The organism is Alkalibacterium psychrotolerans (assembly GCF_054784355.1).
Window position 1 is genome coordinate 1 of the sequence record NZ_BAAGPH010000042.1, and the last position, 25,615, is coordinate 25,615.

25 protein-coding genes and 1 pseudogene are annotated in these 25,615 nt (G+C 41.9%); 16 read left to right on the top strand and 10 right to left on the bottom strand.

Annotated features, from left to right (window positions below):
* The first annotated feature begins 170 nt into the window (after positions 1-170).
* Positions 171-857, top strand: coding sequence for a DUF4230 domain-containing protein (locus tag ACYVLS_RS07225; RefSeq protein ID WP_460323014.1), 687 nt, complete (start codon positions 171-173; stop codon positions 855-857).
* Between the two features lie 236 nt (positions 858-1,093).
* Here ACYVLS_RS07225 and ACYVLS_RS07230 read toward each other — a convergent pair whose 3' ends face one another.
* From ACYVLS_RS07230 to ACYVLS_RS07240, 3 genes are all read right to left on the bottom strand, one after another.
* A complete protein-coding gene (locus ACYVLS_RS07230; RefSeq protein WP_460323016.1) occupies positions 1,094-2,206 on the bottom strand; it encodes an alpha-hydroxy-acid oxidizing protein in 1,113 nt (370 codons plus the stop codon).
* 64 nt (positions 2,207-2,270) lie between these two features.
* Positions 2,271-2,975 carry an LrgB family protein gene (locus ACYVLS_RS07235; protein WP_460323018.1) on the bottom strand — a complete coding sequence of 235 codons (705 nt, stop codon included), beginning with the start codon at positions 2,973-2,975 and terminating at the stop codon, positions 2,271-2,273.
* Complete coding sequence (locus ACYVLS_RS07240) at positions 2,968-3,375, bottom strand: CidA/LrgA family protein (protein ID WP_460323020.1); 408 nt, start codon at positions 3,373-3,375, stop codon at positions 2,968-2,970. Before ACYVLS_RS07240 ends, ACYVLS_RS07235 begins: the two co-directional genes overlap by 8 nt.
* Before the next feature lie 255 nt (positions 3,376-3,630).
* Here ACYVLS_RS07240 and ACYVLS_RS07245 point away from each other — a divergent pair, with 255 nt between their 5' ends.
* Positions 3,631-4,515: a LysR family transcriptional regulator gene (locus ACYVLS_RS07245; RefSeq protein ID WP_460323023.1), complete on the top strand. Its 885-nt coding sequence runs from the start codon at positions 3,631-3,633 to the stop codon at positions 4,513-4,515.
* Positions 4,516-4,611: 96 nt separating this feature from the next.
* Here ACYVLS_RS07245 and ACYVLS_RS07250 read toward each other — a convergent pair.
* A pseudogene (locus tag ACYVLS_RS07250) lies at positions 4,612-5,836 on the bottom strand (IS256 family transposase).
* Between the two features lie 107 nt (positions 5,837-5,943).
* On the opposite strand from ACYVLS_RS07250, the gene ACYVLS_RS07255 reads away from it, so the two are divergent.
* Positions 5,944-6,330: a helix-turn-helix domain-containing protein gene (locus ACYVLS_RS07255; protein WP_460323025.1), complete on the top strand. Its 387-nt coding sequence runs from the start codon at positions 5,944-5,946 to the stop codon at positions 6,328-6,330.
* A 72-nt stretch (positions 6,331-6,402) separates the two neighbouring features.
* Here ACYVLS_RS07255 and gloA read toward each other — a convergent pair whose 3' ends face one another.
* Together gloA and ACYVLS_RS07265 are read right to left on the bottom strand one after the other, a co-directional pair.
* Entirely contained in the window at positions 6,403-6,783 is a 381-nt protein-coding gene (gloA, locus tag ACYVLS_RS07260; RefSeq protein WP_460323027.1) for a lactoylglutathione lyase, read from the bottom strand.
* Positions 6,784-6,889: 106 nt separating this feature from the next.
* Positions 6,890-7,357: a hypothetical protein gene (locus ACYVLS_RS07265; protein WP_460323029.1), complete on the bottom strand. Its 468-nt coding sequence runs from the start codon at positions 7,355-7,357 to the stop codon at positions 6,890-6,892.
* A 411-nt stretch (positions 7,358-7,768) separates the two neighbouring features.
* Between ACYVLS_RS07265 and ACYVLS_RS07270 the strand changes: the two genes are divergently transcribed.
* From ACYVLS_RS07270 to ACYVLS_RS07280, 3 genes are all read left to right on the top strand, one after another.
* Entirely contained in the window at positions 7,769-9,181 is a 1,413-nt protein-coding gene (locus tag ACYVLS_RS07270) for a DEAD/DEAH box helicase (RefSeq protein WP_460323031.1), read from the top strand.
* Positions 9,182-9,380: 199 nt separating this feature from the next.
* A complete protein-coding gene (locus tag ACYVLS_RS07275) occupies positions 9,381-10,253 on the top strand; it encodes a DegV family protein (protein ID WP_460323034.1) in 873 nt (290 codons plus the stop codon).
* A 188-nt stretch (positions 10,254-10,441) separates the two neighbouring features.
* Complete coding sequence (locus tag ACYVLS_RS07280) at positions 10,442-10,738, top strand: MGMT family protein (protein ID WP_460323036.1); 297 nt, start codon at positions 10,442-10,444, stop codon at positions 10,736-10,738.
* Positions 10,739-11,077: 339 nt separating this feature from the next.
* On the opposite strand, the gene fabV is transcribed toward ACYVLS_RS07280, so the two are convergent.
* On the bottom strand, positions 11,078-12,274 hold the full coding sequence (fabV, locus tag ACYVLS_RS07285) for an enoyl-ACP reductase FabV (RefSeq protein WP_460323038.1): 1,197 nt from the start codon (positions 12,272-12,274) through the stop codon (positions 11,078-11,080).
* A 233-nt stretch (positions 12,275-12,507) separates the two neighbouring features.
* Between fabV and gloB the strand changes: the two genes are divergently transcribed.
* From gloB to ACYVLS_RS07305, 4 genes are all read left to right on the top strand, one after another.
* A complete protein-coding gene (gloB, locus tag ACYVLS_RS07290; protein WP_460323040.1) occupies positions 12,508-13,209 on the top strand; it encodes a hydroxyacylglutathione hydrolase in 702 nt (233 codons plus the stop codon).
* Positions 13,210-13,412: 203 nt separating this feature from the next.
* Positions 13,413-14,456, top strand: coding sequence for a zinc-dependent alcohol dehydrogenase family protein (locus ACYVLS_RS07295; protein WP_460323042.1), 1,044 nt, complete (start codon positions 13,413-13,415; stop codon positions 14,454-14,456).
* Positions 14,457-14,735: 279 nt separating this feature from the next.
* Complete coding sequence (locus ACYVLS_RS07300; RefSeq protein WP_460323044.1) at positions 14,736-15,593, top strand: DMT family transporter; 858 nt, start codon at positions 14,736-14,738, stop codon at positions 15,591-15,593.
* A gap of 66 nt (positions 15,594-15,659) precedes the next feature.
* Positions 15,660-16,052: a VOC family protein gene (locus tag ACYVLS_RS07305; protein ID WP_460323047.1), complete on the top strand. Its 393-nt coding sequence runs from the start codon at positions 15,660-15,662 to the stop codon at positions 16,050-16,052.
* Positions 16,053-16,080: 28 nt separating this feature from the next.
* Here the strand turns inward: ACYVLS_RS07305 and ACYVLS_RS07310 are convergent, their stop codons facing one another.
* Positions 16,081-16,572, bottom strand: coding sequence for a cupin domain-containing protein (locus ACYVLS_RS07310; protein WP_460323049.1), 492 nt, complete (start codon positions 16,570-16,572; stop codon positions 16,081-16,083).
* Between the two features lie 178 nt (positions 16,573-16,750).
* Between ACYVLS_RS07310 and ACYVLS_RS07315 the strand changes: the two genes are divergently transcribed.
* Positions 16,751-17,188, top strand: coding sequence for an OsmC family protein (locus tag ACYVLS_RS07315; protein WP_460323051.1), 438 nt, complete (start codon positions 16,751-16,753; stop codon positions 17,186-17,188).
* A gap of 59 nt (positions 17,189-17,247) precedes the next feature.
* On the opposite strand, the gene ACYVLS_RS07320 is transcribed toward ACYVLS_RS07315, so the two are convergent.
* Positions 17,248-17,988, bottom strand: a complete 741-nt coding sequence (locus ACYVLS_RS07320; RefSeq protein WP_460323053.1) for a class I SAM-dependent methyltransferase — start codon at positions 17,986-17,988, stop codon at positions 17,248-17,250.
* A gap of 241 nt (positions 17,989-18,229) precedes the next feature.
* Between ACYVLS_RS07320 and ACYVLS_RS07325 the strand changes: the two genes are divergently transcribed.
* From ACYVLS_RS07325 to ACYVLS_RS07340, 4 genes are read left to right on the top strand one after another with little or no spacing between them, the layout of a single operon-like run.
* Positions 18,230-19,075 (top strand): MurR/RpiR family transcriptional regulator, encoded by an 846-nt coding sequence (locus ACYVLS_RS07325; protein WP_460323056.1) that lies wholly within the window; start codon positions 18,230-18,232, stop codon positions 19,073-19,075.
* Between the two features lie 17 nt (positions 19,076-19,092).
* Positions 19,093-19,965 carry an N-acetylmuramic acid 6-phosphate etherase gene (gene murQ, locus ACYVLS_RS07330; RefSeq protein WP_460323101.1) on the top strand — a complete coding sequence of 291 codons (873 nt, stop codon included), beginning with the start codon at positions 19,093-19,095 and terminating at the stop codon, positions 19,963-19,965.
* Positions 19,966-19,982: 17 nt separating this feature from the next.
* Positions 19,983-21,407, top strand: coding sequence for a PTS transporter subunit EIIC (locus ACYVLS_RS07335; RefSeq protein ID WP_460323058.1), 1,425 nt, complete (start codon positions 19,983-19,985; stop codon positions 21,405-21,407).
* Positions 21,400-22,431 (top strand): MupG family TIM beta-alpha barrel fold protein, encoded by a 1,032-nt coding sequence (locus ACYVLS_RS07340; protein ID WP_460323061.1) that lies wholly within the window; start codon positions 21,400-21,402, stop codon positions 22,429-22,431. Before ACYVLS_RS07335 ends, ACYVLS_RS07340 begins: the two co-directional genes overlap by 8 nt.
* A 560-nt stretch (positions 22,432-22,991) precedes the next feature.
* Here the strand turns inward: ACYVLS_RS07340 and ACYVLS_RS07345 are convergent.
* Positions 22,992-23,948, bottom strand: coding sequence for a zinc-binding dehydrogenase (locus ACYVLS_RS07345; protein WP_460323064.1), 957 nt, complete (start codon positions 23,946-23,948; stop codon positions 22,992-22,994).
* 206 nt (positions 23,949-24,154) lie between these two features.
* Here ACYVLS_RS07345 and ACYVLS_RS07350 point away from each other — a divergent pair, with 206 nt between their 5' ends.
* A complete protein-coding gene (locus tag ACYVLS_RS07350; protein WP_460323067.1) occupies positions 24,155-25,606 on the top strand; it encodes a PTS galactitol transporter subunit IIC in 1,452 nt (483 codons plus the stop codon).
* Positions 25,607-25,615 lie beyond the last annotated feature (9 nt).

The window sequence follows — 25,615 nt, forward strand, 5'->3', positions numbered from 1 at the left end:
CATTTTTGTTTTATACTTATCCATGCGTAGATCCTTTGTATTGGTCTTGGATAAGTCATCCAAGTACTAGTATAAAGGATTTTTTTATGCCATGGAACAGGTTACTATTTTAATGCAACACTAGTGAAACGATACATAATATAATACTGACAAAGTGAGGTGGAAATACTATGAGAAGAATGAATAAATCGAATACTGAGTCTTCAAGAATGAATAACAAGAAACGAAAACGCTCATCTATATTAGCACCCAGTTTGATTAGCAAGTTTGGTAGGAAGCTATTATTAGCTGTATTAGTGCCCGTTATAAGTATTGTCGCTTTTATGTTATATCCTAGAGGCGCACAAATGACGGAAACGACAATTTTTGTTGAACAGATTCAAGAATTAGCCTTTCTTGCTACAGCTGAAGCGAAAGTGACATTGGTCAAAGAAGAAGTCGATCATAAACTTTTTGGCAAGGATATTCCGATAAATTTCATACCTGGTACACAGAGAGAAATCTTATTAATTATTCCAGCCACAGTCATTGCTGGAGTTGATCTTGAAAAGGTGACGTCAGAGCAAATTATAGTTAATGAAGAAGAAATGGAGTTAGAAATTATTTTACCAAGAGCAACCTTTATACAGGATCCAGCAATTCAAATGGACAGTATTAGAACGTGGTCAGGTACAGGACTATTAAGAGGAGAAGTAAAATGGGATGAAGGATTTGATTTGGCAGGGATAGCACAAGAGGAAATTAAAGAAGAAGCTGTAAATATGGGAATATTAGAAACAGCTGAAAAAAGTGCAGAAAAAGTCCTTGAAGGTTTCTTTACTAATCTTGGCTATAAAGTGGCAATAACATACGAATAAAATGAGATTCAAAACGAGTACAATAGTCTGTCTAACATAAAAGATATGTTCATTTCAGATTGTTGCTGCAGCACCTTTCCTGTTCAATACATATTAAGCATTTATTTATGAGGGGAAATGTGATGAGTGAACAGTTTCCTTGTTCCTAGAATGTGCGCTTCGTAAACCACTGAAAGAAAAAAGCACAGGACCCGGAGAATACTTCTCTGATCCTGTGCTTTTGTTGTGTGGGGGCTTTATTTTATGTCATATAGTTTTGTCTGCTTGATATCTTCTACAGTCTGGGTTCCAGCTAGCTGCATGACGCGCTTCAAGTCTTTTTCGAAGTATTCAAAGACACTTTTTACACCTTTGTATCCGCCTAAAGCGAGTCCATAAAGGGCTGGGCGTCCAATGGCAACGACGTCGGCACCGGAAGCGAGGGCTTTAAAAATATGCTCACCGCGACGGATACCGGAGTCAAAGACAATTGGGACACGACCTTGGACAGCTTTGGAGATATTTTCTAAAGTTTCAAAGGACCCCGGAGCACCGTCAAGCTGACGGCCACCGTGATTGGAAACCCAGATTCCAGCAGCTCCGGCACCAATGGCTAGCAGCGCATCTTCAGCTGACTGGACCCCTTTGACGAATATAGGCAGATCGGAATAGTCAGATAGAAATTCTACATCTCTAGGGCTGATTTTCTGTTTTGATTGCGCATAAATATTGTTCAGAGACATCTTCTCACCAGCACCGGTCAGGTAACGGGATACAATGGGCATGCCGAAAGGATAGACAAACTTGTTGCGGATATCTTTTTCTCTATTTCCGGCTATCGTTGCGTCAGCAGTCAGAATAATAGCTGTAGCACCATCAGCTTTGGCTTCATCAACAATCATTTTGTTGATTTCATCGTCCTTGCTCATATAAAGCTGGAACCAGCGTGGGGATCCATTCAACCCTTTTTCAATTTCTTCAAATTTCGCACCCGAGTATGCACTAATAGACATGATGGTACCGAATTCAGATACACCTCTTGCTGTGCCGGCTTCTTTACTTTGGTGAGCCAGTCCGTGAGCAGCTATAGGTGCCATGATGAAAGGAGCCTTTATGTTGTGGCCGATTATGGACGTTTCTGTTTCAGGATTTTCGACATCGGCCAATACGCGTGGCAGAATTCCCTTGTGATTGAAACAGTCGACATTTTGCTTGAGTGTGTATTCATCGCCAGACCCGCCAGAAATATAGTCAAAGCCTCCTTGAGGAACGATTTCCCCTGCCATCATTTCCAGTTCATACGTATTGACCACGTTGATTTCCTTTACTTCTGAGGGTGCCTTGTATTCCATAACGTATGTTTGTTCCATTGTTAATTCCTCCATTTTAAGTGTGTATTATTTGAGTGATTAATGCTATATGTGTCATGTTTTTTTAAAAGAATAATTGAATCAGCATAAGCCCAAAAGGAGCCAAGATAACGACAGCGATACCAGTTAAAACAATGGATAGGCCTGACATAGCGCCCTGGACATCGCCCATCTCAATCGCCTTAGTTGTTCCCATGGCGTGAGAGCCTGAACCCATGGCTACACCTTGGGCAACGGGATCAGTTATGTTGAGCCAGTTAAATAGAGTTGGACCAATAACGGCGCCCAAGACGCCAGTAAAGACGACGACGGCAACAGTCAGTGAAGCAATGCCTCCAAGGGATTCAGACACTCCTAATGCAATAGCTGTGGTGACCGACTTGGGAAAGAGGGTAGCGGCTAGCTCTTCGTTAAACTGGAAGAGTAGACTCAGTATAACGATGATGACTGTATGAAAAATGACACCAATCCCAATACCCGAAAGAATAGCCGTGACATTCTTTTTCAGGTGCTCAATATTTTTCTTCAACTTGATGGCTAAAGCGACTGTCGCAGGTGTGATCCACATGTTAATGTACTGCCCACCATTAAAGTAGGACTCATAAGAAATACCGAAAGCCAGTAGAATCACAATCGTCATGACGATTGCAAAAACTAAAGGGGTAAAGAGCGGAATCGGCCATCTTTTGTGCAGTTTCTGTCCCATCAGATACAAAGAGACCGAGAGAACGATTCCAAAAAATGGGTTGGATGTGAGCTGTTCAATCAATGGCACGCTCTCCTTTCCATGCCAGCGGAGAATTAGAGACTTGCGCTGCTTTTTTGTGTGATTTTCTAATAATTGCCTGGACAGTGACACCGACTAGAGCAATCATCAGTGTAGTGGATACAAAGATAACGATTAATAGCTGCCACCAGACTGAACTGATGATGCCGAAGTTGGTCATCAGACCGACACCAGCAGGGATAAACAGGATGGCCATGTTATTGGTTAGCCATTCTCCAGCCTCTTCTACTTGTTCCATTTTTATCCAGTTAAACTGCAGGGCCAGAAACATTAGTACCATACCGAGAACACTGCCGGGTACTGCCACTGGACTAAGGTATGATAAAACTTCTCCAGCAAAAGAGAACGTAAAGAGCCAGAATAACTGCTTGATAATCTTCAAAAAGACACCTCCATATTTACTTGTAAAATTATGACAACAGATAAACTATTAACCAGATTAGAAGCTGTCGACAAGCTTCTAGAAAATTCCCAGAAAAAACAAAGAAAGTAGTTTGACAGTGTAAGCGCTGTCTACACATTCAATATAGCAAGCGTTTACAAAATAGAAAATATAGAATTTTTATGCTATTATAAATATCACTTATAAGTAATAATATCGTGATTATACTCACTAAATAAAGGAGACAGCTTACTGATGAAGAATCCGGATCTATATTACTTTCGAAAATTAGCCGAAACAAGGAGTTTCACCCTAACAGCGGAAGCGTTTTACATATCTCAGCCCTCTATATCGATTGCACTAAAGAGACTGGAGACCGAATTCGGATTGAGTTTGATCAATCGTGATCGTTCTTCAAAAAGTGTCGAACTCACCGAGGCAGGAGAATTGTTTTTTAAACGGTGCATTGAAATCACCGATCTGCTTGATCAGACGAAAAAAGATATGGACAGTTTAGGGTCTAAAGTAGTAACCCTCGGTTTCCTTCCAACCATTGGAGGGCATTTCCTACCACAAATCATGCCACAGCTCACGGAATACCTCTCTGATCTGAAATTTTTAGAAGAAGAAAGTTCTGATGCAATGTATGAACTGGTCCAAAAAGGAGAGGTAACAGCGGCAATTGTCGGGAGCGACAAAAAGACAATGGAAGACAGCCACCTGATTCAAGCACCCATTGCTCAAAAGAAGTTGCACCTTTGGGTTTCTCCCAGTCATCCATTGGCTGGTTACAAGCGAATTAATTCCCGGATGCTCAAGGAAACAAACTTTGTGACTTTAGCGAAAGGATACACCCATCAGCGTATTTTTGAAAAATGGGCTAAAGAGCATCAGATTGACGAGTCCCATATTCACTATACTAATGAAATACAAACAGCCAATTCAATGATTGCGTCCGGCATGACTGCCGGCCTTATGATTGACTCCCTGGTCAGGGACCGGACAGATATAGTCAAGCTGGAGCTGACCGATGCCCCGGAGTTTTATGTCAGTATGCTGGTCAATCCAAAAGCCATACAGTCGGACAGACAGAGGGCTTTCAATGAATTACTGATCGAGACGGTTGAAGACCTATTTTAAAAAGAGAAATTGGACAATACATCTACTTTGGGGAAGAACATTTTCTATTTAATGAATAATCAACTAGAAGTTGCGCGCTAGTTGCTTGTATGAAAGTCAAGTCCATAATATTGTGTAAAATACAGTACACTGTTTTCGTGTCTTAATCTCGCGGTCAAAATTTAATATATTTTCAAGTAGAGTTTAGCCAGTCTTCGTGACGATCGATAAGAACTGCGCCAATTAATTGATTGGCAGAGGCGTGGTTAGGAAAGATTCGAATAACTTTCTCTCTGCGTCTAATTTCTTCATTTAGCCGTTCAAGCAGGTTTGTGCTCTTTAATCTCGATTGAACCTGACCAACCACTACGTATCGAAAGGCATCTTCGAAGCCTTCGTCCAACTTTTCACAGGCTTTTTGGTATTTCGGTTGTTCTATACAGCCGTTGACCAGATTATTATTGGCCTTTCGGGCCATTTCAACATCTGTCAATTTAAACAGGACCTTAACCGCTTCTCTGAAAGGTTTTGATTCTTTCTTAGGAATACAGCTAAGGATGTTACGCATAAAGTGTACCTGACATCGTTGCCATGAAGCGTGGGTAAATGATTGTTTGATCGCTTTAACTAAGCCCTTGTGGGCATCAGAAATCACCAGCTTTACGCCATTTAACCCTCTGGCTTTAAGGTAGTCGAAGAAGAGAGACCAGGTTTCATCACTTTCGTTATCTTGAATCATAAATCCGATGATTTCTCGCTCACCTTCTTCAGAAATACCAACCGCTATATGGCAGCTTTTAGATACCACACGATGATGTTCTCTAATCTTGATGTAAATGACGTCGGTCATAATGTAAGGAAATACTGTGTCGGATAGTGAGCGGTTTTGCCACTCGGAGACCAATGGATCTAGTTGTTCTGTTAAGCTAGAAACAAAGGATTTAGAGACTGATTTACCGCACAGTTCCTCAACAATTTGAGACACTTTTCGAGTAGATACACCAGAGACATACATTTCTAACATTGAAGCCAAAAGAGCCTTCTCGTTGCGCTGATAACGTTCAAATACAGTTGGAGAAAATTCACCGTCACGCGTGCGAGGGACTTTCAATTCTAGCGTACCCACACGAGTCGTCAACTCTCTATCGTAATAGCCGTTACGTTGGCTTTTACGGTCATCTGAACGTTCGTAACTGGTTGCTTGAATGTAATCCGTACGCTGCTCTTCCATTAATTGGTTAAAAACGGTTTGTAGGATTTGCTTGGCTGCATTATCTTTGACCGAATGGTCAATTAGGCTTTGTATATCTTCTGTTTCCAGTGTAAAATGTACTTGGGTCATGTAAAGTCCTCCTGGGTATGTTTTTGTGGTTAAAAACATTGTACCGTAAAAGGACGTTTACATGGCCTTTTTACTTTTACACAATTATATGGACTTTATCGAAAAGTGTGTCTTTAGGGACAAATATTAGAGAAAAAAGAAAAGAGAAGAATTTTTCACAGGAGTATGTGGCTGAGAAAATGCAGGTTAGTAGACAAGCAGTATCGAAATGGGAAACAGGTAAATCAGTACCGTCGATGGCTAACCTTAAAAAGTTGGCGGAATTATTTTCGTGCGACATAGATGAGCTGCTCTCTAATGGTAAACGTGAAAAAGAAACAGCTCCACCTACTACAAAATGTAATCTTTACGATATATTAGGTATACTGTTGTGTTTCATGCTTTTCGTTATTGGCATGGTGTATGCAGAACAAGTGCCATTACTTACTATAGTAGGGATATTAGGTCTATCTGGAACTATGTTTTTTTATAATCGATATATTAATGGAAATTAGTTTTAGATAAGGGACAAAAAGCAAGCACCCAGGCATCAGCCGGTGTGCTTGCTTTCATTCTATCTATCCAAACTATTTTCTACGCTTAACTTCAATTCTGTAGCCATCTGGGTCTGTGACGAAGAAGTAGCTTGGTGTGCCGCCGGACAGGCCTTTTAAGTCGCCTGTTTTGTAGGCAGATTCTTTACAGATGTCGTGCATTTTTTCCAGGTCATCAACTTTCACGCCTAAGTGACTGAAGCCGTCTCCGATAGTGTATGGATCGGCATCATAGTTGTAAGTGAGCTCAATCTGTACAGAAGAGCCGGGAGAATTCAGGTAAATTAAATCGAATTTATTTTCCGGGAATTCTCTGCGGCTAGCCACTTCAAAATCAAACAGGTTAGTGTAGAAGTCTAAAGTCGCTTCAATGTCTCTAACACGCAGGCAAATTTCAACAAGTTCTTGGTTCATGGTATCATCCTCCATAATAGTTTCTCTATTTATTCTAGCATGAATTGGATATATACGCATTTCTTAGGCTGTGCGAGTTAAATACTAAAGGACAGAATGTATTATTTTATTCGTCTATCTCAAAAGGGATAACGATAGTGAAAGTCTCGTCATCTCCTGCGTCGGGTATAGGCGATTCGTTACCAAACCAGGCATGGTGGCGGATTCTGTAAGAACCAGGGTCCTCTATTGAACGCGTAGCCGAACTGAAATAAGGCATGATGTCCTCCGTACTTTCAGGAAAAATCGGGTAAGCGCCTAAACTGTTTGTACCTGTACCCCATTCTTCATCTACTTCTCTCCAGGTTCCATTGTCGTAGTAGTCAATGACGGGCATCGGATTCATATAAAAGAGCTCGTCTTCCAAATTAGTGATGGAATGACTGGACTCGCTCTCTAAGCCGTGAAAGGTTACTTCGACAAAGTCAGGGTTATCGTAGTCCTGAACGGAAGCGCGTGAACAGGCCGTCAGAAAAAGCAGCATAAGAATAGTTGGCCAAAACAGTTTATTGAGTATAGGTTTATGGTTATCCATATGTTTTCTCCTAACCTTAGTGAGTGTTCCTAAAGAGTTGCGACTTGATTTCGATTCAGTCTCGTACTGGTAGGCAGTTATATTCTATCATTGGTACTACAGGTGGTTTAAGTTTACTATAGCATGCCCCGACTGATTATTCAGTTGTTTATAAATAATAATCTGTAAGTATGTAATCTGATTTATTTCCGACATAAAAGCGATTATACCTCTTATTACTAACAAAACCATTTATAATCCCGGCCCAACGTGGTAAACTCTAGACCGCGGCAGATTCCATACAAGGGGTCTGCACAACTTTAATCATACAGTCAAGCAGCTGAATGCTTCAGAGCAATTCAGCTTTAGAAAAGAAAGCAGGAGAATAACATTAAACAATCATTTGAAACTTTCGGGATCAGTCCCGAGATAGTGAAAGCACTGACGAGTTTACGTTATTACAATCCAACGGCGGTACAGGAAGCAGTTATTCCGTTGGCTTTGGAAAAACAGGACGTATTAGTTGAGTCTCAAACAGGAAGCGGGAAGACCGTCGCTTTTGGTATTCCCCTTTGTGAACAGGTAGAATGGGAAGAAAACAAACCGCAGGCCATCATTTTAGTACCAACACGTGAACTGGCTTTGCAGGTTAAGGACGACCTTATGAATATCGGCCGGTTGAAACGGATAAAGGTGACGGCGGTATTTGGAAAGTCCTCTTTTAAAACACAGAAATCTGAACTGAAGCAGAAAAGCCATATTGTGGTTGGGACGCCGGGCCGGATGCTGGAACATCTAAGAGAAGGCACGCTGAAGGTGGATAAAGTCAGCAGTCTCGTCCTGGATGAGGCGGATGAAATGCTCAATATGGGCTTTATTGATGAAGTGGAAGAGATTATCGGACAGTTGCCGACCAATCGCCAGACGATGCTGTTTTCAGCCACCATGCCATCAGAAATCGAACGCCTGGCCAGCTTTTACATGAGCGATGACCGAGCAACTGTAAAAATGGAACAGTCAGAGCAGAATACGCCTAAAATCGTACACTCTTACATTAAAGTGGACGAAGACACTAAAGAAAAACAGCTATTGGACTTATTAACGATTGAAAATCCCGATGCCTGTATCATCTTTTGCAATACAAAAGACGTCGTCGATTCGGTTGAGCAGTATTTGAACAAAGCAGGCTTGCCGATTGATAAGCTGCACGGTGGGATGGACCAGGATGACCGTCTGGCCGTACTGGATGATTTCCGCTATGGAAAAATTCGTTACTTGGTCGCAACCGATGTGGCTGCTCGTGGAATTGACATCGATAGTGTAACGCATGTCGTCAACTTTGATGTACCCTTTGAAAAAGAGAGTTACACACACCGAACGGGCCGAACAGGTCGTGCAGGTAAAACGGGACTGGCGTTAACGCTGGTCAGTGACAAAGATCAGAAACGATGGGAAGAAACACAAGACTATGCTTTTGATGACTCACAAGAAGTCACTGAAGTGTTTGCCCCCAAAGAACGTTTAGTCGCTCGTGCCATGACCGCTTTTCAAAAGAAACTGACTACACGCGTAGCGCCTAAAAAAGCCCGTAATAAAGAGCTGAACAAGGACATTACCAAGGTTTACTTTAATGGCGGCAAGAAGAAAAAACTGCGCGCAGTTGATTTCGTCGGCACACTGACAAGTATTAAGGATTTGTCAGCTGACGATATCGGCATTATCACGATTCAGGAAAATGTCACCTATGTTGAAATCATGAACGGCAAAGGCCCATATGTCATTTCCGAAATGCAGGACCGCACGGTTAAAGGAAAAACACTGAAAGTCCGTAAAGCACGCAAGTAACAGGACCGCCCAGCTATTAAAAGAGGTATTGGCATTAAGAAGCGATCTATGCTAGTAACATTTAGAAAAAGGACATTCCAATTTGATTTGGGTGTCCTTTTTACTTACTTAAAATAATTAGTATATTATCTGTTCCGAATGCATTATAATAAATCAAAGTCCCCAGGTTTTTAAAAGGGATAAAAAAGGGGAAATTAAAATGATTAAACTTATGGCAGATTCGACGTGTGATTTATCCAAGGAGATTATCGAACGGTATAACATTGGCGTGGCACCGTTAAATATTGAAATTGAAGGCGCTAACTACCGTGATAAAATAGACATAACCTCAGATCAGTTTTTTGAACGCCTGCCTGATATGGAAAAATTGCCGACGACAGGCGCTCCCAGTCCGGATACCTACTTGAGTATTATTGAAGAGGCGATGGCAGAGGGCTATAATGAATTCTTGTGTATCTGTATGTCGAGTGGGACAAGTGCGTCCTATCAAACGGCTGAACTCGCACGAGATACGTTTTATGAAAAATACGAAGATTCAGATGTAAAAATCCATGTGGTCGATTCCTGGTCCATGAGTCATGGCAGTGGCTGGCTGGTGCTTAAATCGGCTCAGTTGCTTGCAGAAGGCTATACATTTGAAGATCTGGTAGCTTTCAATGAAACACATAAAAAACAAGTGAAACACTTTTTATGCGTGGATGATTTGCATAACTTAACGAAAAGCGGACGCATCTCAAATACGGGTGCGTTTATCGGCAGCCTTTTAAAAGTGAAACCCATCATGAGTATGAAAGATGCGAAAGGACATATTGAGGCCAAAGTTAGAGGGACTAAAAAAGCTCTGAAGTATTACGTCGAAGAATTTAAGAAACGGGTCGATACGAAATGGACGAACTTTATTATCATCGGCTATTCAAATGACGAAAACATTGCCTTGGAGCTGAAAGAAAAGCTTGTGCAGGAGACAGACTTCGACGGCACCATTTACATTATGCAGATGGGCGTCGCTGTAGGAACCCATGTCGGTCTGGGCGGCTTGTCTCTGTTCTTCATGGAAAAAGAAATGGTTTAAGTAAATCCAGGTCCTCCAGGAAATCTCTGGAGGACTTTTTAAAGTAATAACGAGGAATTTCATCATTTTGTTTCATGTGAAACAGTTTGTGGTCGAAGTGTTAATATAATACAATTATATTAAGGGTATCATAATCTTAATAACTAAGGCTAATATATGTCTATAAGAAATGATGCAGGAGGGCACTCATGGATGAACAGTTAGTTTACGAAATTCTATCAGTAGTAGACGAAATACCCCGAGGAAAAGTTGCGACGTATGGTCAGATTGCCCGGCTGATTGGGAGAGAAAAGAGTGCCCGACTAGTGGGAAAAGTTCTGAGTCAAGCTGATTTTTACGGTAGTTATCCTTGTCACCGTGTAGTCAATCACGCAGGACGTCCGGCTCCGGGATGGAAAGAGCAGTGGGCGTTACTGGAGGCTGAAGGGGTACCTATGAGAGATGCTACGCATGTTGACATAAAAAGCTGTCGGTGGGGACTGTGATAAGGTGTTAAAGTGTGTCAGTTTCATCAGGACACGCTTTATCCGCTGTTATTTCGCTATACTTGTGTCGATTAGCACTTAATTGATACAAGTAAAGCGACAATAAGGAAAAACTCATGCCGATTAACCGCTATCGGTATGAGTTTTTCAATTTTAGTAAGAAAGTTGTGTCGATGACAGCGTATTTGGAAAAGTTTTAGTCATTTACCGGAAAAGTAGTTCCGAATAAAAGTTTAGTTTAAAAAGACACGACTCTCAAGGCTTAAAAATCTTTTACAAAAAGAAAAAAGAGACCAGCGTCTACGGATGCTGGTCTCTTTTCTCATATTTGACTTAATACTAATATTCCATTGCTTTCAGGTCGTCAATTGTGACATCCTGTTCTTCATAATTATCGACCATAAAGCCGCTCAAGTTAGAGAATTCTTTATAGAAGAGGTCATAAGCCGTCATGTCGGAATTGAAGTTGTCCTGATTTAATTTATAAATAAGTTCTTTTGCCCTAGCTTGGGTATCGCTGTCCAGTTCCCAGCTGTCCGGTCTCAGACGGCCTTTTTCATCATACTCAGGATTCTCACCGTAAATCATGTCACGGTAAATGCGGTCCTGATGCATGATAGGTGTCTCGTGCGTTCCTTTTTCTTCCATCACTTTGTACAAGCCGATGCAGTAGACAGGGAAGAAAGGAATAACGGAGCTGGCTTTAGTCGTAACGGCAGTCGCTACAACAATCAGCGCTTTCCCGTTGATGTCAGTAAGCAGTTCATTGATGTTGTCTGCTTTTTCATCGCAGTCGGCTTTCGCACGACCCAATGTTCCGCCACCGTAGTAAGGACGGTTCAGTTCGCTGCCCAAATAGGAGTAGTTTGTCGTCAGAACGCCTTCACTTAAAACATCCGCTTCTTTCAATGCTTTCATCCACAGTTCCCAGTCTTCACCGCCCATGACTTTAACGGTATCAGCTATTTCCTGTTCTGTCGCAGGTTCAAGTGTATCGGTGAAAAACTCTTCTTTTTGCATGTTAATGTTTGGACCAACGACGCTCTCGCCAATTGATTTAATAGAGGAGGTGTAGGTTTCTCCAGTATCCGGATCTGTTCGGCGACCGCTTGCGAGACTGTAGACAACCAAGTCGACTTTTCCGCCAAACTCTTCCTTGATATAGTCAATCACTTGCTGCTTGCTTTCATGACTGAAGGCATCCATGACAAAGTTCTTGGCAATCAGGCCTTCTTTTTCAGCGGCTTCTTTGAAGGCAGTATTATTGTACCAGCCGGCTGTTCCCAAGTTACGTTCACTTTTCGGTCCTTTTTCAAAAGAGACACCAATTGTATCTGCACCGGCACCAAAAGCGAGACTGATGCGAGTTGCGAGTCCGTAACTTGATGAAGCACCAATAATCAGTACTTTTTTCGGTGCATTATAAGTTCCTTTACTTTTAACGTAATTTATTTGATTTAAAACTTCCTGCTTCAAACCTACCGGATTGACCCCTAAAGCCACATTACCCCGAATATTCTGTTTGAATTCAACCATAAATCATTTCCCCCTATAAACTTCTTATAGGAATATAATAGCAGAAATTGAGACACATAGAAATATATTTTGAGTATCAAAGTAAATTTTCTGTTTTCGTTGTCAAATCAAGGCTTTTTTAAACGCGCTTAGAAAGAACGATTGTTATAAAATCCAATAATTCTCTCAAATAAATGCAATCTGCTATACTAAAATAAGAACAGTATACATTTTTAGGATTAGGAGTGAAACGGATGAAGGTTATTCCAATCAAAGCATTATCTGATAATTATATTTGGGTGATTGAAGAAGGAAAAGAAGCAGTGGTAGTCGATCCCGGAGAAGCAGAGGGCGTCCTACACTACTTAAAGCAGAATGAGTTTAATCTGAACGCGATTTTACTGACACACAAACATCATGATCATATCGACGGACTTGAAAAAGTTCTGGAAAGTTATCCTGATACTCCCGTATATGGACCAATTGAAACGGAGAGTCTAGTGACTGAGGTGGTAAAAGACGGCGACCAGTTCGAACTTTTTGGTAAAAAGGTAGACGTTATTAAAACAGCGGGACACTCAGAAGAGCACATCAGCTATTTAATGGACCAGCACCTCTTTTGCGGCGATGCCTTATTTTCTGCCGGCTGCGGCCGCGTTTTCACGAAAGACTATCAGGCCCAGTTTGATGCCCTGAAATTTTTCAACTCGCTGGAAGGCGAAGTAAAGGTTTATGCAGGTCATGAGTATACTGAAACCAATTTGCGCTTTGCTCAGTCCATTGAACCGGAAAACAAGGAAATCGAAACAGCTCTTAAAGAAGTCAGGAATCTTCGGGAAAAAGACCAGCCAACACTGCCGTCAACAATTAAAAAAGAGAAGCACATCAACTTATTTATGCAGGCAAGAGATTTGAGTATGTTCACCGACTTGCGTAATCAAAGAGATACATTTTAAGACAAAAAGTGAAACAATCGTCTTGTTCTGGGCTGCAATAGCTTAATAAAGATGATTGTTTTTGTTTGTGAAAAAATTAAATAATACTGAGGATATTGATTGCCGGAATGCTGTCGTTCTTTTAAGGTAAACGTGAATATAATTGTTCAGATATGAGCATTAGGCAGTTGTAGTTAGTACATAAGGGAAAAGGAGGAAATAAAATGAAGGCGCTTTCGTTTGCTGGAGTAGATAAGAAAGAAGTTTTGGATAAGGAGAAACCCGAGGTAGAAAAAAGTACAGATGCAGTCGTCAAGCTTGTCAAATCAACTATCTGTGGGACAGACTTGCACATTATGGCGGGTCACGTACCTGAGGTTCCAAATGGATTGACCATTGGACATGAAGGAGTCGGAGTTGTAGAGGAAGTCGGCAGTGGGGTATCCAATTTCAAAGTAGGGGACAAGGTACTCATTTCCTGCGTTACATCCTGTGGAAAATGCCACTACTGTAAAAAGGGACTTTATGCTCACTGTGAGGACGGCGGATGGATTTTAGGCCATTTGATTGATGGCACGCAGGCAGAGTATGTGCGTATTCCGCATGCGGATAACAGTCTCCACCATGTACCAAAAGGGATGGATGATGACAGTCTGGTTATGCTGAGTGATATTCTGCCAACCGGGCTGGAAATTGGGGTGCTGTCTGCTCACGTTGAACCGGGTTCTACTGTTGCTATTGTTGGAGCCGGTCCAATCGGCATGGCAGCTTTACTGACAGCTCAATTTTATTCACCAGGTAAAATTATTATGATTGATCTGGATGAGAACCGACTGGAAATGTCCAAGAAGTTTGGTGCCACCCACACGGTCAACTCCAAGGATGCAAATGATGCCATCAAGCAGATAATGGATATGACAGACGGCATTGGAGTAGACGTAGCCATGGAGGCTGTCGGCTATCCGCAGACATTCGATATCTGTCAGAAAATTATTGCTCCAGGAGGGAATATTGCCAATATCGGTGTACACGGCCAGAGCGTGGAACTGCATCTGGAAACACTGTGGATCAAGAATATCAATATTTCAACCGGTTTGGTCAGCACCTATACGACACCAATGCTACTGAAGACAGTAGAATCAGGTAAAATCACGCCGAAGGAACTGGTGACGCATCACTATCACTTTGATGATATTTTAGAGGCGTATAAGACTTTTGAAAATGCCTCTGAAAATAAGGCGTTGAAACTGATTATCGACTTCGAATAATAAATGTCTATTCACCTACAAAAAGAGCAATTGTCATTTCCTGCAATTGCTCTTTTTTACATAATATAGCCATTTTGATGAGGTGTTTTTGAAAATACTAAGCGAATGGTCTAGCGTTATGTTGTTTTGCTAATTTTGATTGAAATTCACAAGTGGTATCAATTGTATTAAACTGTTATTTTGAATAATATGTTAATCACCTTGTATCGGGTGTATAACTTTACATGTATCAGTACATATAGTTATTATTACGAAAATAACAGTTATAGAGGATTTATTATGCATTTTGGTGGAATAGGCTACGTCGTTTTGGCTGCTATATTCTGGGGACTCTCAGGCGGCTTGTACGGTTTTCTAATGGACAAGGGCTGGGATCCGCTCACGATTTCGTTTTATAGAGGATTTATCGGCATGATAGGGGTGAGTATCTGGTATGCATTGAAGCCCTCGGGCTGGAACAAGAAATTGATTCTGTGGTCCTTAGTCGCAGGTATTGGTGTGGCCGGGAACTTTATCTTTTATGCGGTGAGTATTTCAGAGGCTAGTATTGCTGTAGCAGCAACTTTAATGTACACTGCACCCATTTTCGTCCTGCTGATATCCTTTATATTTAACATTGAAAAGGCGACACTGTTTAAATGGCTGGCGATAGGCGCGGTAACAGCCGGTATCGTCTTGATGACCGAAGTGTATGATATGGGGTCGGAAGGCGTAACCCTCTTTGGCATTTTGACCGGTCTAGGAGCTGGATTGTCTTACGCCATGTTTTTATTCGGCTTTAAAAAAGCAGGGGAACACGGTGAGCCGCAAAGTATATTAATAACAGCTTTTCTCACGTTCTCTTTGATCCTGCCGTTTTTTATGGATTTTGACGAAGCCCTTTCCGTTACGACCTCACCTGATTTGTTATGGATGATATTACTGGGAGTTTTTGGAGCCGAGGTCTCTTTCTTCTTATATGTCGAAGGTCTGGAAAAAGCCTCACCGACTGCGGCCTCTGTTTCAGCCATGGTGGAACCCGTCACAGCCTCACTGTTTGGGGTACTAGTCATGAGCGAAGTTCTGACAGTGATACAGATGGTCGGGATGGGTATTATCCTTGGAACGGTCACCGTTTTGAACATGAAAAAAGACTAAATATTAGGCTGGCTTTTTGAAATATCGTATAATGAAGTTAACTAAAAAAGAGAAGAGTGGGTACAAATGATTAAAGGCATTCACCATAAAGGGTTTCATGTTGTGGATATGGAGGAAACGCTCAAGTTTTACTGTGATAAGCTGGGCTTTAAAAAGGCCTTTGAGATATATGATGACGACGATAAGCCTTGGATTGTTTATGTAAAAGTAGCAGAAGATTCTTTCCTGGAGTTCTTCTATGACGGACCTAAAGAAGAAAAAAGCCAGGTCGATCATATCTGCTTTGAAGTGGATAATATAGAAAAAGAAGCGGAACGCATGAAAAGCAAAAATATTCCTTTTGCTGCAGAGCTCTCAAAAGGAAAAGACAACAACTATCAGTTCTGGATTAAAGACCCGGACGGCAACTGGCTGGAGTTCATGGAAATGCAGCCTGACTCGCCTCAAGCACAGAGTTAACTAGAAAAACTGGCTTACGATCACGCTCCTATTCAGGAAGCTGATCGTAAGCCAGTTTTTCTATAATGCCTTCATGTTCAGGGTGCTCATCTAACAGTTCTGTTTTGGTGAATAATTTGAATTCAGAAAAGTCAAAGCCGGGGACGACTGTGCAGCTGACTAGGGCGTACCCTTTTTCAACAGTTGAACCAAAAATGGTTCCGGCAGAAACCGTATGATTGAGCCGCTGACCTTGCTCAGGTGCAGTACCAAGTGTTGTCTGACAGTAACTGCCGTCTTTCATGAGTGAATGAACAGTCAAAGGAGAGCCGGCATGAAAGAACCAGAGTTCATCTGACGATAATTGGTGAAAATGAGACGGACTGTCTTCTGTTAACAGAAAAGTGATGTTGGTATACAAAGGAAGCTGACGTCCGTTTTGTTCATACTCTTCCGCCGCTTTATCGGTCTGCTTATAGTAGCCGCCTTCCGGATGGGGGATGAGATTCAGTTCCTCAATCCACTGTTGAGCTGTTTCCATAATGTGTCGCCTCCAAGGATATGATTTGCTTTCAGTTTATCATAGAGTTCGAATAAGTCTAATACGGAATTCTCCGAGCCTATCCGGCAGTTCTAATAAAAGGTTACTAATTTAAAATAAGTAACAAAGATGGTACAATAAAACTGTAGACTAATTTGATAGAAAAGGATGAGTGATAATGGATAAAATGAAATTTGTAGTCAAGGCAGAAACGGACGGCTTTGCTCTGACGGCTAAAACTGGCAACCATGAGCTGGTGCTGGATGAGTCAGAAAAATTCGGCGGAAAGAATTCAGGTCCTAATCCGATGCAGACAGCTTTAGCAGCACTCGTATCTTGTGAAAATGTGACAGCTAACATGGCAGCACGGGAAATGGATTTCGATTTGCAGAGATTGACCTTTACGGTAAGTGGTGAATTTGACCCACGCGGTTTCATGGGAGATCCTAACGTGCAGCCTTACTTTGAAGAAGTTATCGTGAATGTCAAAGTGGAAACATCCGAAGAAGATGACCGCATTAAACTCCTTGAAGAACAGGTAGAAGCGCGCTGCCCGATTTACACACTATTTAAAGCAGCAGGCGTTAAACTGACAAATAACTGGGTAAAAGCCTAGACAGATAAGAAATACTCCAAACGGTATCAAAGCCGTCTGGAGTATTTTTTATGTCCATATCAGTTTTTCTGTAGTAGAAAGAAGACATAACCGTAGTAGTCTGCATAATTTTCAAAAAGTCTGATTTCAAATTCGCTTTCTTGGATGACAGCCTCAGCTTCTGGATTGTTCGGATATTTCTGTTTCATTTTCTCAATATTGCCTTCTAAAGGTGCATAATAGTGAATGCTCCAGTCGGCTTTCGGCAGCAAAAAATGACTGAGAGTAATGAATCCGCTGCGTTTAATGACAGCCAGCTTTTCTTCAACTGTAGCCATTTCATCATAGCTTTCATCCCAGAACTTTTGTAGAGCTTTCGGGCGGCTATCGCTTAACCAGCAGATTTCGCTACAGGCAATGATTCCTCCAGGTTTCAAATACCTCCGCCAGTCTTTCAGGCCATTCTCAAATCCCATAATATAAATAGCACCTTCAGACCAGATTAAATCAAAGCTGTCTTCGTCAAAGGGCAGCTGGTCCATCGATGCACAGACTGTTGTCACACGGTCCTCCAGTCCTCTCGCCTTGATTTTATTATTGAGTGAATCCAGAAATGGTTGATGGTTATCCACGGCCACAATCGTAGATTCTTTAAATCGATCAGCAAGGTAAAGTGTTTGTCTTCCCCGCCCGCAACCGACATCAAGAATTTTCAGTGGTTCATCCATAGGCACAAATGAAGTCGCCTTGAGTGTGGACTCTTTGCTCCCTGGCCCTAGCTGGTCCAAATTATCATATAGCTCAAAAAAATAGTCTGTCATTGTACCACCGTCCTCTTTGTTATTTATTATAGGGGAGTGAGGAGGTTTAGTCGATAGGGTTATAAAGTATACCTAACAATAAATAAGTTAAATAATAGCAACTTTTGGTTAAAAGTTTCATAAAAGAGAGTTGATTTGGACATTTTGGTTCATAGTAAGGTACAATGTACCACAAAGAAAGCGTTTTATTGACACTAAGTTTTATATTGATATGATGAAGAGGAATAAGGAGATAATGACTATGGCTATAGCTACAATCAGACTTAAAGAATTCAAGAAAGAGTCGAGTTCAACCGAAGCAACAATCATTGATTATATTTTAAGAAGTCCAGAGGAAACGAGCAGGTTAACCATTTATAAGCTTGCAGAAAAGACGTTTTCCTCGCCATCCACCATTATCCGCTTGTGTAAAAAGATTGGGTATGAAGGATATAAGGACTTTTCAAAAGATTTGATCTATGAACAGGCTATAAGGCTCAATTATAAAGAAAAAAACATCACTGACTTGACCCGGGATGATGAAGGCGAAGATATTATCCGAAAAGTGACACACAAGAATATTCTTTCTCTTGAAGAAACGTCGCAGCTCATGGATGTCAATGTGATTAAGAGATGTGTAGAAGAAATGCTGCGGTGTGAAAAACTGTCTATTTTTGGAATCGGAGCATCGCTGATTGTAGCGAAAGATGCCCAGCTGAAATTTACCCGGATCAATAAAATGTCTTATGTCAGTGAAGACTGGCATACACAGCTACTGATGGCGAAAAACATGAGTGATAGGGATTTAGCACTTGTCATCTCTTATTCGGGACAGACTGAAGAAATGATAACGTGTGCAGAAGTGGCCAAAGAAAATGGAGCAACTATTATCTCTATTACAAAAAATGAAGAGTCTCCCATCAATCAGCTGGCGGATTTATCATTATACGTCGCATCGAGTGAATTTTCTTTCAGAAGTGGAGCGATGTCTTCCCGAATTGCGCAGCTGAATGTCATCGATATACTGTACACCACCTATATCAATAAAAAATATGAGCAGTCTCTTGAAATACTGGAGAAAACTCAAATTAGAAAGGAGAAGGAATAGTGGTAGAACTAGGAAAAATGGCAACAGAGAAACAAAATCCGAACACCATGAACTTAGATGAAATGACTGTCAGAGAAGCAGTGGCAGTGATGAATCAGGAAGATAAAAATGTGGCAGAAGCAATTGGGGAGGTGATACCAGAAATTGAAGAAGCTGTTAAAATCATTATTTCCCAACTCGAAAAGGGGGGACGATTGATTTATACAGGTGCAGGAACCAGTGGAAGACTAGGTGTATTGGATGCGGCTGAGTGTCCGCCCACATTCGGTACCCCTAAAGAACAAGTTGTAGGCTTGATAGCAGGTGGTCAGAGAGCTTTTACAGAAGCAATTGAAGGGTCGGAAGACAGTCTGGAAATGGGTAAAAGTGATTTAGAAGCAATTGATTTGAATGAGAATGATGTAGTGGTTGGACTTGCGGCTAGCGGACGTACACCTTATGTTATTGGTGCATTGCAGTATGCCAATGAGATAAACACACCTACTGTAGCTGTCGCCTGTAATAAAAACAGTGAAATAGGCAAGGTTGCGAATATAGCAATTGAAGCTGTTCCGGGTCCGGAAGTACTGACAGGTTCTACGCGATTAAAAGCAGGATCAACGCAAAAAATGATTCTGAACATGCTGTCTACTGTTTCCATGGTAGGCATAGGGAAAGTATATAAAAATTTGATGGTCGATGTGCAGCCGACAAATGAAAAACTCGTCTCTCGTGCAGAAAATATTGTGATGAAAGCTACAGATGCGGACAGGGATACGGCTAAGAAAAAACTAGCAGAGAGTAACGGTAATGTTAAGTTAGCAATTATTATGATTTTATTGAATACAGACAAAGACTCTGCTGCTGAAAGATTGAATGAATCGAATGGACACATAAGAAAAGCGCTATAAGAAAAGGAGAATAGTCAATGGTTAAAAATAATGAAACCTTAATTCAGGAAATTGTAGAAGCCGTCGGTGGTTCGGAAAACATTAATTCGGCAACAAACTGTATGACTCGCCTGCGTATTAATATCAAAGATAAAGAAAAAATTCAGCATGATACCCTTAAGAATACTGAAGGGGTTATGGGAGTTGTAGATGCAGATACACTTCAAGTCGTTGTTGGACCAGGAAAAGCAAAAAAACTGGCTGACTTACTCGTTGAGAAATACAATGTGCCTGCTTCATCTGATTCTTCAAATAACTGGCAGGACAACAAACAGTCAGTTAAGGACCGTCAAAGCCAAGGCAAGCTGAAAAATGCATTGGAGACAATAGCGAACATCTTTATTCCAATGATTCCTGCTATTATCGCTGCTGGTATTTTCCAAGGGTTCAGCAGCTTGATTGGAACAATGATGGGTGAAGGGACGATATCCGGCGATGTCTGGGAAGGTATACGTCTGACCTTTGCTTTGATTGGTAACAGTTTCTTAGGTTACTTCGCAATCTTTACTGGTGTGAATGCGGCTAAGCGTTTCGGAGCGACGGAAGCTTTAGGTGGAATGGTAGGGGCCGCGTCAATTGCCGCACCTCTTATTGATTTATCTACTTTAGTTGGTTTATATGATGCGGAAGAACCACTAAACTCTATACTGACTACAGGAAAAGGCGGAATTATCGGGGTTATCTTTGGCGTATTCATTTTAGCCAAGATAGAAAGAGCCGTACGTAAACGTGTACCGGATGTTCTCGATCTGATTCTGACACCTGTCATTACCTTGCTAGTGACCATTCTATTGATGGCCTTCGTCATCATGCCTGTTTCAGGATTCCTGTCAGACTGGTTAGTCAGTGCTTTAAGTATAATTATCGGATCAGAAAATATGATAGTCAGCGTTATCTCAGGCTATATACTGGCGGCAGTCTTCCTGCCGATGGTTCTCTTGGGATTACACCACGGCTTAATTCCAATTTATGCTATTCAGCTGGAAGCATTGGGTGGCGTATCGCTCTTCCCGGTACTGGCAATGGCTGGAGCTGGACAAGTTGGAGCAGCAATTGCTATTTATATGATTGCTAAAAAAGTAGGAAACAGACGTCTGAAACAAGTCATCTCAGGTGCGTTGCCTGCAGGGATTCTCGGTATTGGTGAACCGTTGATTTACGGCGTTACCTTGCCACTAGGTAAACCATTTATTACAGCAGGTCTTGGATCCGGATTCGGTGGAGCCTACGTTATGCTGATGGGTGTCATGGCAAATGCATGGGGACCTTCAGGCTGGGTAGCTCTTCCATTAATGCAAGGGTCAGGCATACTGCATTACGGTATCGGTATAATCATTTCTTATATCGGTGGATTTATCATTACACGTGCCTTTATAAAAGCGAAGGACATTGAACATGTCTAAACAATTAGGATTCTCGGTCTACGTTTCTCACTTTGACAAACAGAAAGAAGCACTCGAGAAGCTTAAAGGGCAACAGTATCCCGTCTTTACTTCCTTACACATGAGTGAAGAAATGTCGCCGGATTATGTTGCGAAGGTGGAAGCAATGTGTCAGTGGCTTAGTGAGAACGACTTCGTTATTCTGGCAGACGTTTCACCCGTTACCATACAAAAATTTGAAGAAGCGTCCTTACTGACTTTGGCTAAAAGACTTAAACTGGACAATGTCCGTTTAGATTACGGCTTTGATTTTGATAAAATCGAACTGGGAGAAGCGTTGGCTATGACATTCAACGCTTCAACAGTCGATGCAAAGCAGCTCAGGTTTCCACATGCCTTATACATGCACAATTTCTATCCGAGACCGGAGACAGGACTTGATGCGGACCAATTCGTTCAAATGAATGAAGGGATACGTTCTGCTGAAGGAGAAGTCGCTGCTTTTATAGCTGGAGATACAGAGTTAAGAGGACCGCTGTTCGAAGGTTTGCCTTCATTGGAACATCATCGTGGGCAATCACCGTATGCTCAGTATGTAGATTTGGTTAAGAACTACAGTATTGAAAAGATATTTGTAGGGGATCTGACACTTTCTCCAACAGAACTGGATAGGGTTCATGCCTATACTGAGGACGGCATTATACGTCTTCCAGTTCAGTTTTCGGAGGAGGATGCCTACCTGTATCATCAGCCGTTTACTGTCAGGGTTGATTCTCCCAGTAAGCTGATTCGCGTTCAGGAATCAAGGGAGTACGCACAGCCTGGCAGAAAAGTTTTGCCGACTCATACAGAAGATAGACCCAAAGGAACAGTCACTATGGATAATGAGCATTATCTTCGTTATTCAGGTGAAGTTCAGATAACCAAAGCTAATTACTCAGCTGATAAACGAGTGAATGTCATCGGAAAGATTGACGAGTATTATCATTTATTACTGGACAACCTGCATAATGGAGATACCTTTATGTTTATTGAGGAAGACTAAGAAAAGCCAGTTCCCATTTGAGGAGCTGGCTTTTTACTGTTCTTGAAAATAAATATGCCATCTTAGGTAGACTCGGCAAGTCTTAGTAGTCGAGAATACCGAAGAAGGGAGGTTTTCGGTAAGGTGAAATGACAAGGGCATTTCAGTCTGCTGAAGTGAGATGGTCTTGGGTAAAGTGAAGAGTCAGCGAAGTCTGACTCTACCGAATATAAAAGCCCTTAGGTAAGCTCAAAAATTAATAGGCTTGAGAATGCCATACTTTATCAAAGTTTGGCATTCTGGCTGATGGGCATCTTCTGAGTTTGCCGAAGCACGGTCAAGTTCAGCAAAGTGGAAGCTCAGCCAGCGCTGAGCCTGCCAAATATTATCAAAGTTCAGCACACTCGCTGTTATAGACCTCCTGAGCCTTCTTAAGTCAGCTCCAAACAGATCCAAACAGCCGTAACCTAGCTAATAAAAGAATCCTTTCTGAAACAGACTGAGTAAAATTGGGCGCACAGCCTGCTTAGAAAGGATTTTTTAGTCAGTATATCAATTATGAGTAAAGCTCAGTCAGTACGTTAGTCCATGAGAGCAACAAGTCGGCCGGAAACTTCGTGACGCTCGAGTTTCAGCAAGCCTTCGTAGATTTCATCAAAGGTAATGCGGCTTATCTTCGGATCGATATCTCCAGAAGCCATTAAATCGTAGACAGCTGCAATATCGTCTCCATTTCCGCCAACGCTTCCTTTAAGCGAAACGGCTTTGAGGATAAGCGGGTCAGTATTGATGGTGGCTTCCAGTTTGCCCATCCCCACGAGTACAACCGTTCCGCCGGGAGCAACAACATCAATCGCTTCAGCAGTGGTTGTACCGAAGCCGGCATAGTCTACAATCAAGTCAGGCTGAACGTCTTTCAAATCAGTTACATTTTCGTAGACATGTTCAACGCCCAGTTCTTTCGCCAGTTTTCTGGCTTCAGGACTAAGGTCAACCGCATAGACATCGATACCCTCTACGACAGCTGCACGGGCAGCAATCTGTCCCAAACCACCGACACCGATGACAGCTACTTTCATGCCTTTTTTCGCGCCACCGGTTTTGAACATCGCGTGATAAGAAGTCATCCCCGCATCGGTTCCCGCCGCTGCCTGTTCAAAGGAAATTCCTTCTGGCATAGGCACTAAGTCTACTGCTGGAGCAGACACGTACTCTGAGTAGCCACCATCATAGCCATAACCGGGGCCCATGCCTACTTTACTAACAGGGCAAACACCGACTCTGTCACCAACTTTATAGTCTTCAACGCCAGGTCCGACTTCTTCAATGACTCCCGCAACTTCGTGTCCCATAATGATAGGCGTGTGTTCGATGATATTTAACCACTTTTCATCTCTCAATGCCCCTACATCCGAATGACACAAACCAGCTGCTTTCACTTTGATCAGAACGCGTCCCTCTGTTGCTTTAGGAACCTCTTTCTCCACCAGTTCCAGTGGCTCGTTCGTCGTATTGAATTGCCAGCCTTTCATTGTCATGCTAACTCCTCCTTTTAGTATATTAATATACAAGTTAACTGTAGCATAGTTATCAAACGGTTTCAATGGTGAAAAAACAAACAAGTTATTTAATTAATTGTCTCCGTTATTCTTTAAATAATGAGATAGCCTCTGTAAAATTATGCTAAACTGAGAGAAAGAAAAATCTAAGATAATAAGCTATCTAAACAATTAAGGAGTTCATTATGCAGCCTTTTTTACATACACTATCTCTAATTATGGACACATTTGGTGCAGCCGTTGTCGTGCCGGTCGTTTTGTATCTGTTAAATATTATTATGAAAGTCCCTTTAGGTAAGGCTTTCCGTTCCGGCTTGCACGCTGGAATTGGTCTGACCGGCTTTAACCTACTTATCGGAGGCTATACACCGATTGTGACTCCGGTGGTTCAGCGTATGGTAAATACAACGGGGGTCAACCTGAATAGTCTGGATACGGGCTGGCAGGCAACCAGTATCGTGGCGTATTCTACTCAGGCCGGAATGATTTTCCTGGGTCTGGGGTTGTTTCTACAGGTTGTTCTTTTCCTATTAAAAGTGACCAATGTATTTTTTCCATCAGATTTATGGAATAATTATTCCTATATGCTTTGGGGTTCAATGCTGTATTTTGCCACAGGGAATATGCTTTTGGCTATTGGCTTGATGGTTCTAATCAACCTTTATACCATGCTGTTTTCCGAAGCATTGTCACGCAGGTGGTCAACTTACTATGGCTATCCGAAGGCTACTATTGTAGCTTCTCATGCATTGGGATCATTTCCGGTTGCGGTTGCCATGAATGCCCTGTTGAACAAACTCGGGGCACATAAAGTGAAGTTCAATACGGAGTCTCTCCAGCGAAAGTTAGGACTGCTGGGGGAACCAACATCCATCGGATTCATTCTGGGACTTCTGCTAGGTATAGCGGGAAATTTGACGCGCTTGAATACAATGGAAGCCTGGGGCGAGTCTTTGACAGTAGGAGTTGCCATGGCAACCGTTATGGCAGTTTTTCCTAAAATTGCTGATCTGTTTGCCTCAGCCTTCACATCCATTACAGAAGCATCTCAGCAGTCAGCCGAGTCCAAAGAAGACGGGCGTGAGTGGGTGCTGGGTATAAACGATGCGGCGGGTTACGGAGAACCGGCAACGATTATGACCGGTCTGCTGCTTATTCCAATTGTTGTCGTTCTCTCGATTATCCTGCCGGGCAATCAGGCACTGCCGCTGGTCGATTTGGTAGCTATTCCTTATATGATTCAGGCTATAGTCTCTTTATCTAACGGCAATATTTTCAAGTCGCTGATAACCGGAACGGTTTACTTAATTATGGGGTTGTACCTCGTGACGTTTGTCTCGCCTATATTTACCGAAGTGGCTTTAGAAGTCGGCATTAATATTCCAGAAGGTGCGGTGATGATTTTCAGTCTGACCGTCATGACCAACTTACTCGGCGGCTTGCTGTTTCTCGCCTTTTTGACACAGCAATGGAGTCTGATTACACTAAGTATTGCTCTTTATATCGCTGCATTACTTGTTTTTAAAAAATTCAAACCACAAATTCTGGATTACCTTGAAAGTCAGGCATTGATCGGGGAGGAAATTTCGATAGTTGAACAGAAACAAAAAGCAGATGACCAAGGTGTGGTAAACTGATAGAAATCT